10 protein-coding genes are annotated in these 12864 nt (G+C 73.4%); 1 reads left to right on the forward strand and 9 read right to left on the reverse strand.

Going from position 1 to position 12864, the window contains the following annotated elements:
- From I5071_RS17070 to I5071_RS17110, 9 genes are all read right to left on the reverse strand, one after another.
- The gene (locus I5071_RS17070; RefSeq protein WP_236606530.1) at window positions 1-570 is read right to left on the reverse strand and encodes a hypothetical protein; all 570 of its coding nucleotides are present in this window, start codon (window positions 568-570) and stop codon (window positions 1-3) included.
- Window positions 567-2660 carry an AAA family ATPase gene (locus I5071_RS17075; protein ID WP_236606531.1) on the reverse strand — a complete coding sequence of 698 codons (2094 nt, stop codon included), beginning with the start codon at window positions 2658-2660 and terminating at the stop codon, window positions 567-569. The genes I5071_RS17070 and I5071_RS17075 overlap by 4 nt, the downstream gene beginning before the upstream one ends.
- On the reverse strand, window positions 2657-2911 hold the full coding sequence (locus I5071_RS17080; RefSeq protein ID WP_236606532.1) for a hypothetical protein: 255 nt from the start codon (window positions 2909-2911) through the stop codon (window positions 2657-2659). Before I5071_RS17080 ends, I5071_RS17075 begins: the two co-directional genes overlap by 4 nt.
- A gap of 34 nt (window positions 2912-2945) precedes the next feature.
- Window positions 2946-3815, reverse strand: a complete 870-nt coding sequence (locus I5071_RS17085) for a hypothetical protein (protein ID WP_236606533.1) — start codon at window positions 3813-3815, stop codon at window positions 2946-2948.
- 174 nt (window positions 3816-3989) lie between these two features.
- Entirely contained in the window at window positions 3990-6023 is a 2034-nt protein-coding gene (locus I5071_RS17090; RefSeq protein ID WP_236606534.1) for a DUF3999 domain-containing protein, read from the reverse strand.
- The gene (locus tag I5071_RS17095) at window positions 6020-8824 is read right to left on the reverse strand and encodes a DUF2339 domain-containing protein (protein ID WP_236606535.1); all 2805 of its coding nucleotides are present in this window, start codon (window positions 8822-8824) and stop codon (window positions 6020-6022) included. Before I5071_RS17095 ends, I5071_RS17090 begins: the two co-directional genes overlap by 4 nt.
- A gap of 333 nt (window positions 8825-9157) precedes the next feature.
- Window positions 9158-9646 carry a methylated-DNA--[protein]-cysteine S-methyltransferase gene (locus I5071_RS17100; RefSeq protein ID WP_236606536.1) on the reverse strand — a complete coding sequence of 163 codons (489 nt, stop codon included), beginning with the start codon at window positions 9644-9646 and terminating at the stop codon, window positions 9158-9160.
- Window position 9647: 1 nt separating this feature from the next.
- Window positions 9648-11078: an AlkA N-terminal domain-containing protein gene (locus I5071_RS17105; RefSeq protein WP_236606537.1), complete on the reverse strand. Its 1431-nt coding sequence runs from the start codon at window positions 11076-11078 to the stop codon at window positions 9648-9650.
- A 59-nt stretch (window positions 11079-11137) separates the two neighbouring features.
- Window positions 11138-11395, reverse strand: a complete 258-nt coding sequence (locus tag I5071_RS17110) for a glutaredoxin family protein (RefSeq protein WP_236606538.1) — start codon at window positions 11393-11395, stop codon at window positions 11138-11140.
- 68 nt (window positions 11396-11463) lie between these two features.
- Between I5071_RS17110 and gorA the strand changes: the two genes are divergently transcribed.
- Window positions 11464-12840 carry a glutathione-disulfide reductase gene (gorA, locus tag I5071_RS17115; protein WP_236606539.1) on the forward strand — a complete coding sequence of 459 codons (1377 nt, stop codon included), beginning with the start codon at window positions 11464-11466 and terminating at the stop codon, window positions 12838-12840.
- Window positions 12841-12864: the final 24 nt, after the last annotated feature.

Consider the following 12864-nt stretch of genomic DNA (forward strand, 5'->3'; position numbering starts at 1 on the left):
TCAGTCCTCCGTCTCGTCGCTCGTCGTCTCGTCTTCGCCCGCGAAGAAGCGCTCGGTCGTCGTCGGCTCGACCACGCGCGGCAGCGTGAGCTTGATCCGCGCGCACGCCTCTTCGAGCTTCGCGAGCTCGTCCTTGCCGAGCACGCGACGTCGCTCGAACCCGAGGCTGCGCATCAGGCTCTTGCCGTGATAGGTGCGGACGAGCTCGGTGCAGTCGTAGCTCGCGCGACCACGCGCGCCGCGCTGCACGATGCGCGCGGACGCGAGCTCCTTGAGGCGCACCGCGGCGACGAGCTTCGCGAGCCACGGCCATCCGGGCTGCGCGACGAAGCGATGCGCGATCGCGGGCTCGGCATCGAGGCGCGCCTTGAGCAGCCCGAGCACGACCTTCTGCGCGCGCGCGGTCGCGACCGCCTCCGCGACCTCTTCGAAGGGCCCCATGCCCGCGAGGATCTCGGGCTGCGTGAGGATCGGATCGCGCAGCCCCTCGTCGACGAAGCCGTGCAGCTCGTACCAGACGCGGTAGACGGGCGAGCGCCAGGTGCGATCGACCTCGGGCGTGTCGCTCACGCGGCCTCCACGCGGCTGTGCTTGCCGTGCCGCACGACGCGGAGGCGGCGTCCGGTGACGCCCTCGGTGTCGTGGTGCGTGATGAGCAGGATCTGCGGCGTGATCTCGAGCGACGCGATGCGCGCGAGCAGCGCGGCGCGGCGCGGCCGATCGAGGCCGTAGGTCGGCTCGTCGAGGAGCAGGAACGGCGGAGGTCCGACGAGGCGCGCGATCGCGAGCTCGAGCGCGAGCCCGAGCAGGAGGCGATGACCGCCGCCTTGTGCCGCGCTGGCGGGCACCTCGCGACCGATGTCGTTCGGCGTGACCAGGAGCGCGTAGCTCTCGGGATCGAGGCGCACGCTCTTGAGCTCGGCGTTCTTCGCGTCGTGCGCGTCGCCCTGGAGCGCGCGGTGGATCGTGTGGGTGTGCTCGGCGAGCGCGCTCGCTGCGCGATCGCGGAGGATCGCCTGGAGCTCGCGGAATCCTTCGGAGAGCACGCGCAGCCGGCTCGCGGTCGACGCGAGCTCGCGCAGTCGCTCGCACGCGGTGAGGGTGCGCGCGTGCTCGCGCTCGATCTCCGCGGCGCGCCGCGTGCGCGCATCATGCTCCGTCGCGTAGCGCCCGCGGCTCTCGCGCACCACGTCGCGCTCGGCATCGAGGCGCGCGCGTCGAGTGCGCAGCGCGTCGCGCTCGGCCTCCAGCTTCGCGGCGAGCGCCGCGGCGAGCGCATCGGCGTCGGCGGGCGGATCGGAGAGCTGCGGGCGCGCTGTGTCGATCGCGACCGCGAGCGCGCGCGCCGCTTCGTCGAAGGACGCGGTGCGGCGCTCGACGAGCCTCTGCGCATCGGCGCGACGTGCGGCGAGCGCCTCGGCGCGGGCGCGCGACTCCGCGATGCGCCGCGACTCGGCGCGGAGCGTCGCGCTGGACTCGCGCATCGTCGCGAGCTCGGCCTCGATCGCGCCGAGGCGCGCATCGGTGCTCGCGAGCTCCGCGCTCCACGCCTCGATCTCGCGCGCTGCGAGCGCAGCGTCGATCGTCTGCCCACACGCCTCGCACCGGGCGCCCGCGCCGGCGTGCGCGTGATCGCGGCGACGTGCGATCCGCGCACCGATATCGCCGCGCGCGCGATCGAGCGTGCGACGCTCGGCGTCGAGCTTCTGCTGGTGCGCGTCGATCTCGCGCTCGCGCATCGCGAGGTCGGACGCGCGCTGATCCTCGTTCGCGCCGCTCGCCTCCGCGCTCGGCAGCGACTCGAGCGCGCTGATCGCATCGGCGCGCGCTTCCTCGGCACGGCGATGCTCGGCACGTGCACGCTCGAGCCGGGCGGCCACGTCCGAGAGCGGCGCGATCGCAGCGAGCGCGCTCGCGATGGCGGCGGCCTCTCCCTCGAACGACGCGAGGCGCTCGTCGAGCCGTGCGCGCTCGGTCGCGAGCCGCTCGATCTCGGCGCGTCCTCCCTCGCGATCGAGCTCCATCCGACGCAGCGACTCCTCGAGCACCGGGAGCGTCGCGCACTCCTTCTCGCGCTCGAGCGCCATCGCGCGCATCTCGTCCGCAGCGACCACCGCCGACGTGACGCCGAGCACGATGTCGAGCTCGCGCGGCGCGCCCTCGAGGATCGCGGTGATCTCGCCCTGCCGGAGGTGCACCGCGACGTCGAAGAAGCGCCGGGTGAGCCCGAGCGCGCGAGAGAGCTCGAGGGCGAGCGCGTCCTCGCGATCCTCGAAGTCCGAGCTCGCGACGTAGGTCTCGACGTCCTCGCCCTCTTCGCTCGGCGCGTCGATCGGGCGCGCGCTGCGCTTCAGCGTGAAGTGCCCGATCGTCGTGCTGCGCGAGCGCGGCGGGAGCGCGTGCATGCGCTGGAGGCGATAGCGGTGTCCATCGCGACCGCGGAACACGAGCTCCACGCCCATCGCGCGCGCCTTGGGCGCCATCAGCGCGGCGATCGTCTTGTGCCCGGTGACGCGACCGAAGAGCGCGTACTCGATCGCGTAGAAAACCGTGCTCTTGCCGGCGTTGTTCTCGCCCTCGACGAAGTTGATCCCCGGCGCGAACGTGAACGTCTCGTCGCGATAGCGACGGAAGCCCTTGAGGCGCAGCGAGAGGATCACGTCGGATCGCCCTCGCCGTCGCGCTCCTCGACCCCGAGCAGCTCGAGCGTGCGCGCGCGCAAGCGCTCCTTCGCGGCGCCGCTCAGGTTGCCGGTGCGCGTGAGGTTCTCCTCGTCGTCGAGGAGGAACTGCGCGAAACGGAACGCGCCGCGCGCGACCTCCACGAGGTCGGGGCGCGGCGCGAGAGAGGGCACGTCGGCGAGCAGGGCGTCGACGCTCGCATCGTGCTTCGGATCCGCCGGTTCGCTCACGCGCGAGACGATACCACCACGCGTGCTCGCACGATCAGAGGCGGTACGGATAGACGACGGGGAGCTCCTCGCGCGCGAAGCGCGGGAAGGTCGCGCTCTCGACGATCGTCGCGACGCACGCCGCGTTCGCCCCTTCGCCGCGCACGTCGACGCGCGACACGCGGCCGGTCGCGCCGTCGATCACGAGGTGCGCGGTGGCCATGCCACCCTCGCCTTCGCGGCACGTCGCGACACGACGCTCGAGCGCACGCAGCGTCGCGCTCACGTCGCGCTGCGCGGGGAGCAGCGGGAGCGACTCGCGCGCCGCGCCGCCCACGCCGCCGGAGAGCGCGGCATCGACCGCGCTCGCGACCGAAGGATCGAGCGCGCCCTGCGGCACGTCGGTGGTCACGCGCACCGGGCTCGTGCTCGACGCCGACGGGCGGGTGCGAGCCGCATCGGGCACCACCGCGACGTGCGGCCGCACGCGCACCGCGGGCGCGCGCTCCGGCATCGTCTCGACCGGCGCCGCGGGCTCCGCCTCGACGGGCGCGGCGACGACGGGCTCGGGCGGACGCGGACGCGGACGCGGCGTGGTGCTCGCCTGCGTCTCCACGGTTCGCTCGCGCTCGGCACGCGGCGCGAGCAGGCGCGGCACCGCCGCGAACGCGATCATCGAGAGCGTGAGCACTGCGAGCATCGACGCGCCCGCGAGCGCCCAGCGACGCGGCGCGCGCTCGGCCTCGGGCAGCGGGAGCGTCTCGGGCGGGACCAGCGCGTGACGCGTCGTCACGATGTCGATCAACGAATCGCGCGCATCGTCACCGCACGCTGCGGGCGCGAGCAGCGCGCAGAGCTCGCTCGAAGTCGGGACCTCGTCCTCGGGAACGTCGCGCTCCCGCGAAGGAACACGTACGTCGCTCATGATCGGCCTCCTCGGCCCTCGTCGGGGCCATGCGCGCTTCGACGAGGGGAGGCGCGCGCGCATTCTCGCGCTCAGTCCAGCTGGAGTGCTCGCTGGCGGAGGGCCCGCACGGGAGCGTGCGGCGAACGCGGACGGGAGGGCCCTCCGCCGGCGAGCCGATTTTCGGACACTCGCTCAGATCTCCGGCTGTTCCGCGGGCTCGGGCGCGCTCCGCGCGACGCGCAGCGTGATCACCGCGAGCACGATCACCGCGAGGATCAGCACGGCCCACACGACGAGCGTCTCGCCGCCTGCGCGGTCGAAGAATCCCGGCCCGCGCCACGCGGGGTTGCGCGTCACCGCGCCGATGCTCGCGGCGCCGGGCTGCACCGCGAGCACGAGCTCTCTCGCGCGCTGGATCTCGTAGCGCGGCGCCGGCGCGTCGGGCGCGCCCGCGAGCACGCGGTAGTCGCCTGCGGGCGCGGTGACGAAGAGATCGAACGTCGGCACCCGCGCGATCGCCGACGTGATCGCGAGCGGCGCTTCGTCTCCGTCGTGCACGCGGAGCTCGAGCGAGCGCACACGCGTGGGCCGCGTCGCGACGATCAGCGGGCGCGCTTCTCCCGGTGTGCGCGAGAGCCACGTGCGCGCGATCTCGATCTCGGTGTCGTCCTCGCCGCGCCCGACGATCACCACCTCGCGCTCGACGAAGCCTGCGCTCGTGACGAGCTCGATCGCGCTCGTGGTGATCCGCTCGATCGGTGCGTCGAGCGCCACACGGCTCCACCCCTCGGCGAGCTCACCGCGATCGAGCGCACGGACCGAGAGCGCGACGTCGAGCGGCGCCGCAGTGTCACCGAGGAGGTAGCCCCGCTGCGCGCCATCGCCGTCGACGACGCGCAGATCCGCGAGATCGGTGCGCGCTGCCGAGAGCACGGCCGCAGGCAGCACCACGTGTGCGAGCCCGTCGCGCGTCTCGGGGATCGTGAGCGTCGCGACGTGCTCGAACGCGCGCTCGTCCGCGTGCGCGCCGGGCCGCATCGCGACCTCGAGCGCCGGGCCCGCCACGAAGCCCGGCTCGCGCTCGATCACGCCCAGCACCGCGGTGCCCGCGAGGCGTCGATCGAGCAGCTCCTCGCCGACGCGCGTGCCGAAGAGCCGCTGCAGATCGTAGCTCGGCGCGCGCACGCGCCCTCCGCCGAAGCGCAGCATCGCCGCGCGATCGCCCTCGAACACCAGCGACGGAGCGCGCACCATCGCGGTGATCTCGAGCCCCTCGAGCGGCGGGCTGTCGCCGTCGTCGATCGTGATCTCGAGCCGATCGCCGCGCGCCGGCGCGACGTCGAGCGATCGCTCGTCCGCGCCGGGGACACCCGGCACGCGCAGCACGGTGCCGGTCGCGAGCGGCAGTCGTCCGTGCGCTGCGTCGATCGCGGTGACGTCGATCCGCCGCACGAAGCTCGCGGTGCGCGTGCCGATCACGATCCGTTCCGGCGTGATGCCCGCGGGGCGCGTCGCGATCACGATCGTGCGACCGCGATCGCGGCGCGTGCTGGCGATCGCGAGCGGCACGTCGAGCGTCGAGGCGCGCGCGTCGTCACGCACCGCGAGCCACACGAACGTGGGCTCGAGGTAGCCGTCCTCGCCCTCCAGCTCGACGCGCACCCGGCCTCGACCGAGGCCCGACGTCGGGATCTCGAGCTTCTCGCGCGCCGGGGCGCCGATCCGGAAGAACGCACCGCGCGCGACCTCGCGCTCGCCCTCCGGCGCTTGCGTCCACACCAGCCTCGCCCGCGTGACGAAGCGCGATCGCGCCGTCGACACGCGCAGCACCCAGGTCGCCCCGACCGGAGGCGCGCTCGGCGTCTCGATCGTCAGCACCTCGCGCACCTGCATCACACCGCGCACGCGCGTCGCTTCGCGCTCGGCATCGAGCACCGGCGCCGGCGCGTAGGGCGGCGCATCGTGCGGCACCGGACGCTCGCCGCGATCGACGAGATAGGGCACCTCGTGGTCGTCGGGGTCGAGCACGCGCACGTCGGACAGATCGGCGCGCGACTCGACGAGCACCTCGGCGGGCAGCGCGAGCCGCACGAGCCCCGGAGGCGCGTCGATCGTCGCGCGATGCGGGAAGAGCCGCACGAGCGGCGGCGTGGCCTGCGCCGACGCGATGCTCGGTGCGATCACCAGCGCGGCCACGACGATCGAGAGCGAGCGGAGCGAGCTCATGCGGCCTCCGGTGCAGGCTTGCGGAACACGAAGCGCTGGTACGCGAGCGACACGAGGATCAGCGACACCGCGAGCCCCGAGAGCGCGGCGACGCGATAGAGATCGCGCAGGTGCGAGAGGTCGTAGAGGAAGACCTTCGCGCACGTGATCACGAGCAGGCCCAGGCTCGTCGCGCGCAGCCCGGTGCTGCCGCGCGCCATGCCGAGCGCGAGGAGCACGAGCGCGTAGACCGCCCACGAGATCGACATCGCGAGATCGCGCGCCGGCATCCGCTCCATCGGGATCGTCAGCGCGGGCCCGGTCGCGAACCAGTCGATGATCGTGAGGTTGAGCCACACGAACACGACGACGAGCCCGGCCGCGAAGAGCGTCGGCGCGAGCAGCGCGCCCTCTGGATAGAGCCCTCGCTCCCACGCGCGACGGCGCGCGACCTCGAGATCCGCGAGCGCGCGGCTGCCCACGAAGAGCGCGAGCGCGGGCACGAGGTACGTGTACGAGAGCCAGTTGACGATCCGCAGCTCGCCGCGCGGGTAGTAGACGAGCACGTCGGGGTTCAGCACCAGACGCACCGTCACCGCGGCGAAGAGCGCCATCGCGAGGTAGCGCACGCCCGCGTGATCGAAGCGACGATCGAGCACGAGCAGCGCGGCGGCCTCGAGCGCCCAGCCGATCGTCCACCACTCGCGATCGAGCTGCAGCGGGATCGCGAGCGTCACGAACCCGGCCGCGACCGCGATGGGCCACACCAGCGCGACGCGACGCACCGCGCCGTCGAGGCTGCGCGACCGCGCGATCTGCGCGACCGCGAGCGAGAGCAGCGCACAGAGGATCGCGAGCGCACCGACGAAACGATCGCCGAGCACCGCGAGCCAGAGGTGACGCAACGAGAGGAACGAGAGCGGCGCGACGAGCGCGGCCGCGCGCCAGCCCCACTCGGTGCGCGCGAGCCGCGGGGCGAGCGAGGGCCACGCGGCGAGCACGAGCGTGGATCCGGCGAGCAGCGCGAGCCGCTGCGCGTCGATCTCCGCGGGCGCACCGGGGAGCGCGAAGCGCGCCTGCACGAGCGCGGTCACGACGATCGCTGCCACCGCGATCCACGCACCGCCCTCGCGCGACGCGGCGAAGAGCGCGAGCAGCGCGCACACCAGCGACGCGCCGAGGCCTGCGACCGGCGGCACGCCCGGCGCGAGCGCGAGCATCATCCCGCCGAAGAGCGCCGCGACCGCCGCCGCGGCATCGAGCGCGCGCCGCGAGGTCGGCGTCGCGAGCGACGCGGCGATCTGGAAGGGCACCGCCTGGAGCGGGATCAGCGCTGCGACGAGCGCAGGCGAGGCAGCATCGCGCGCCGCGTGCGCGAGCGCGTAGGTCGCGATCGGCGCGAGGACCGCCGCGGGCAGCGCGAGCGCCGCACGCCCGGGCAGACACGATGCACGCAGCGCGAGCGCGAGCAGCACGAGCGCGGCGACCGCGAGGGGCACCCACGCCGGATCCCGCGAGAACGCGACCATCGCGATCGTCGCGAGCGGCGCGGTCGAGGCCAGCGACGACGCCGCGCCGAGCTCGAAGCGTGCGCCGCGATCGAGCTCCGCCGACACGTGGAACACCAGCGCGATGACGAGCGCGATCGCGAGCGGCGCGGAGGCGTCCCCGATCGACGCGAGCGGCCACGAGAGCATGCCGACCGACCACACGCCCACCGCCGCTGCGGACGCGAAGAGCGCGATCCACGGCAGCCCGTCGCGGCGCGCGACGAACGCGCTGCCGATCGCGAGCACCACGAGGAGCGCCGCGGTCGCGCCGAGCGCGAGCGGCGCGCTCGAGAGGCGAGCGAACGCGAGAACGAGCAGGAACGGATGGAGCACCGCGCCCGCGCGGAGCAGCACGGTCCACCCATCGGACGTCGCGTCCCCCTCGCGTCGGGGAGCGGGCGCTAGCACGAAGAGCGCGGCGAACGCGACGACGATCGCCACGCCGACGAGCACCGTCGCATCACCCATCGAAGCGAAGACCCAGAGCAGCTGATAGAGCGCGGTCGCGACGAACGAGAGCAGCGCGAGCCCCGGCCAGCGCTTGCGATACGCGAGCACGAGCAAGCCCGCGTCGAGCACCAGCAGGTACGCGAAGAGCGGGATGGGTCGATCGGCGCCGGTCGAGAGCGCGAGCGGCGTGAGGAACCCGCCGGAGAGACCGAGCAGTGCGATCGGGAGCGAGCTGCGTCGCGCCGAGAGCACCACGCAAGCGACGGTGACCGCGACCATGAGCGCGCCCGAGATGCCGAGCGGCACGAGCTCGTAGAGCGCGCTCGCGGCCCACGACGCGAGATAGAGGATCGCGACGCCCGCGCCCGCGATCCATCCGGAGAGCGCAGGGAAGCGCGTGCGCAGCGGCCACTCCGAGGCGACGACGCACGCGAGCCCGACCAGCCCCCCGAGCGCGACGCGGAGCGCGGGCGTGATCCACCCGTGCTCGATCGAGTACTGGAAGAGCGAGAGCCCCGCGATGACGAGCACGATCGCGCCCGCGGCCGCCGCACCACGCACGCCGATCCAGCGCTCCCACGCGCCGGTCGAGTCGCTCGGAGCCGGCGGAGGCGGAGGCGGAGGCGGAGCAGGCGGGGGCGGTGCGGGCGGGCTCGCACCGGAGGGCGGCGCCACGTCGCTCTCGGTCGTCTCAGCCGCAGGAGCCGGCGCGACGGGCTCGGTCTCGGCTTCGGTCTCGCTCTCGGCCGCAGTCTCGGACTGCTCCACGACCGTCTCGACGCGCGGCGTCATCACGACCGCCGCGCCGTCCCACCGCGACATCCGAGTCAGGAGCGTGGTGTGTTCACCACGCAGTCGAACCACTTCGGCTTCGAGCTCGGCGACACGCCGCGCGAGCTCGTGGTCCGGTTTCGGTCGCGCGATCGCGACGATCCCAGCGATGGCTGCGAGCACGAGGGCCACCGGCCCTCCCAAGCACAACGCCATCGCGAACAGAGTCTCGAGCTCCTGCATGCGCCTCCCACGGCGCGGGGCTCAGCAGCGGTCGTGCCACGACGCGCGACGCAGTCGCCGCTTCGCTTCCGACGCAGCGCGTCGGAGCGGCTCGAGCCCCAAGTACATCGGATGCACACACCCGTACATCCGATGTACTTCTCACGCCGCGCGGCGCGCCTCGTGCGCGAGCAGCCACTCCTTGCGCGCGAGCCCGCCCGCGTAGCCCGTCAGCGATCCATCGGCGCCGATCACGCGATGACACGGCACCACGATCGACAGCGGATTGCGCGCATTCGCCGCGCCCACCGCGCGGATCGCGCGAGGCCGACCGACGCGCCGCGCGAGGTCCGCGTACGACACGCGCGCGCCGAACGGAAGCTCGGCGAGCGCGCGCCACACCTCGCGCGAGAACGTCGTGCCCACCGGCGCGATCGGCACCTCGAAGCGCACGCGCTCCCCCGCGAAGTACTCCGCGAGCTGCTCGCACGCGACGCGCAGCACGCGCTCGCCCGCGCGCTCGATCACGTCGTCGGGCAGCACCGGCGCGGGCCGATGCCCCTCGAAGTACACGCCGACCAGCGCACCCTCGCGCGCATAGATCCGGAGCGCGCCGAAGGGCGCGTCGAACGTCGTCGTCACCGTCTCCACGTCACTCCTCCTCGCCGCGCGCCCACACGTGCATCACGCCGTACGCGCGCCACGGTCGCCATCGCTCCGCGTGGGCGCGCACCGCACCCTCGGTCTTCACGCCCAGTCGCTTCTTCAGCACGAGATCGCTCGCAGGGAGCGCGTCGGGCCAACGCAGCGCGCGCATCGCGACGTACGACGCGGTCCACGGACCGACGCCCTCGATCGTCTGCAGCGCGGCCATCGTCGCCTCGGGATCGGCGCCGCGATCGAGCCGCAGCCCACCTTCGTCGACCGCGCGTGCGAGCGCGACGATCGATCGCGCACGCGCGGGAAGCACACCGAGCGCGCTCAGTCGATCGGGCCCGCCGCGCACGATCGACGACGGGTCGGGGAACGCGAGCGCACCGTCGATCGGCGCAGGCCCGAGGGCCACCACGATGCGCGCCGCGAGCGTGCGCGCCGCGGCGACCGACACCTGCTGTCCGAGGATCGCACGCACCGCGAGCTCGAAACCGTCCCACGCCCCCGGCACGCGCAGCCCGGGACGGCGCGCGACCGCGCGACGCAACGACGGGTCCGCCGCGAGCGTCTCGTCGATGCGCGCAGGCGCGGCGTCGAGATCGAGCACCGCGCGCACCCGCGACGCGATCGTCATCGCGTGGGGCGCGAGCGCGGTCGGGATCTCCACCCGCACCATCGCGCGCGCGGGCTCGCTCGACGCGCGGATCACACCGGCGCGATCCTCGATGCGCACCGCGCGGTGCCACGCGTCGCCCTCGACCCACTCGAGCCCGGGCAGCGCGCGCGACGCCAGGAACGCCAGCGCCTCGCTCCACGCGAACGGCACGCGCACGCCGAGGTGCAGCGTGACCACCCCCTCGCTCTCTCGCGCGCGACCGGCTCGCAGCGCGGTCGGCGTGCGGGCGAAGCGCGCGCGGAACGCATCGTTGAAGCGACGCACGCTGCCGTACCCGCTCGCGAACGCGACCTGCGCCAGCGAGAGCGACGAGCCCACGACGAGCTGCTTCGCGATCGCGAGTCGGCGCGACGCGACGAGCTCGCGCGGCGAGACCCCGAGCTCGGCCTCGATCGCGCGGCGCAGGTGACGATCCGAGACGCCGAGATCGTTTGCGATCGCGGCGACGCTGACCTCGCCGCGCGCTGCCTCGTCGAGGCGCGCGACCGCACGCGCGACGAGGCGCGGCACCGAGTCGATCGGCGCATCGCCCGGCGCGAGCTCGGGACGACATCGAAGGCACGCGCGGAACCCCGCGCGCTCGGCGGAAGCCGCGCTGCGATGGAACGTGCAGCGATCGCGTCCGGGCGTGCGCGCGCGACAGACCGGACGGCAGTAGATGCCGGTCGTCTCCACGCCGACGAAGAACACTCCGTCGAAGCGCGGATCCCGCGCGACGAGCGCGCGATAACAAGTGTCGGCGTCGAGCGTCACGACGCGATCCCTATCGCGCCGCGGGCCCGGCGTCTGGCCGCTTTCGGACGTGGGAGCGATCAGCCGAAACGGCGCCGCAGGTAGTCGACGATGTCCGCCGACTCCGGCATCCACTCGTCGCCGCCCTCCCTGCGGATGCGCAGCACCGGCACCGTGCGCCGGCCGCGCGCGGCGACGAGATCCTGCAGGTGCTGCGGGCTCTCGACGATGTTCCGCATCTCGACGCGCACGTCGAGATCGTCGAGCGCCTGCCGCACGCGCGAGCAGTAGAAGCAGCCGTCGTAGTAGTAGAGCGCGAGGTCGTCGGGGTTGTGCATGCGCTTGCTCGGTACCATGGTGCCCCGCCCGGGCGCTCGGTAGGGGCCCGCCGGAGGAGGCGGATTCGATGGCGCGTCGCTGGGACTACGACCTCTACGTGATCGGCGGGGGCTCGGCGGGCGTGCGGCTGGCGCGCACGTCGGGCGCGCTCGGCGCGAAGGTCGCGCTCGCCGAGGAAGCGCGCCTCGGTGGCACCTGCGTGAACGTCGGGTGCGTGCCCAAGAAGCTCTTCGTCTACTCGTCGCGCGTCGCGCACGAGCTCGCGGACGCGGCGAATTACGGCTGGACGATCCCGACACCGAGCTTCGACTGGCGCGTGCTGCGCGCGAACGAAGAGAAAGAGGTCGCGCGCCTCAACGGGATCTATCGACGCCTGCTCGTCGAGTCGCACGTCGACGTGCACGACGCGCGCGCGGTGATCGAAGGCCCGAACACGCTGCGCGTCGACGGGCGCGTCGTCACCGCGGAGCGCATCGCGATCTGCACCGGCAGCACGCCGCGCCGCCCCGACATCCCGGGCGCCGAGCTCGGCATGATCTCGGACGACGTGTTCGTGCTCGAGCAGCTGCCGCGCTCGATCATCATCGTCGGCGCGGGCTACATCGCGTGCGAGTTCGCGTCGATCTTCGCGTCGCTCGGCGTCGAGACGCGCCTCGTCGCGCGCGGCGAGCGTCTCCTTCCGCACTTCGATCGCGAGGTCGGCCTCACGCTGCAGCGCGAGCTCGCGAAGCAAGACATCCACGTCACGTGCGAGCGCCACGTGATGGCGCTCGAGAAGCGCGGCGATCGCATCGCAGTGCGCTTCGATCGCGGCGACGAGAAGTGCCCCGAGGAGCTGCTCGCCGATCGCGTGCTCTTCGCGATCGGGCGCCACCCGAACTGTGCGGGCCTCGGGATCGAGGCCCTCTCGATCAAGTACAAGCCCGACGGCGCGATCACCGTCGACGACGAGTTCCGCACGAACGTCCCCTCGATCCACGCGCTCGGCGACGTGATCGGGCGCGTCCAGCTCACGCCGGTCGCGCTCGCGGAGGGCACCGCGCTCGCGCACACGCTCTTCGGATCACGCGGCAAGATCGTCGTCGACTACGAGGCGATCCCCACCGCGGTGTTCACCACGCCCGAGATCGCGACGGTCGGGCTCACCGAGGCCCAGGCGCGCCGGCACCACGAGATCCTCGTGTTCCGCACCGACTTCCGCCCGCTGAAGCACACGGTCTCGGGGCGTGACGAGCGCACGCTGATGAAGATGATCGTCGATCGTCAGACCGATCGCGTGCTCGGTGTGCACGTCGTCGGCGAGAGCGCGGCGGAGATGGTGCAGAGCGTCGCGGTCGCGATGAAGGCGGGCGCGACCAAGGCGCACTTCGACGCGACGATCGGGATCCACCCGACCGCCGCCGAAGAGCTGGTCACGCTGCGCACCCCGGTGAAGGAGCCTTGATCTTCGAAGCGCTGACCCCGAGAG

The sequence above is a fragment of the Sandaracinus amylolyticus genome, assembly GCF_021631985.1.
GTDB lineage: Bacteria > Myxococcota_A > Polyangia > Polyangiales > Sandaracinaceae > Sandaracinus > Sandaracinus amylolyticus_A.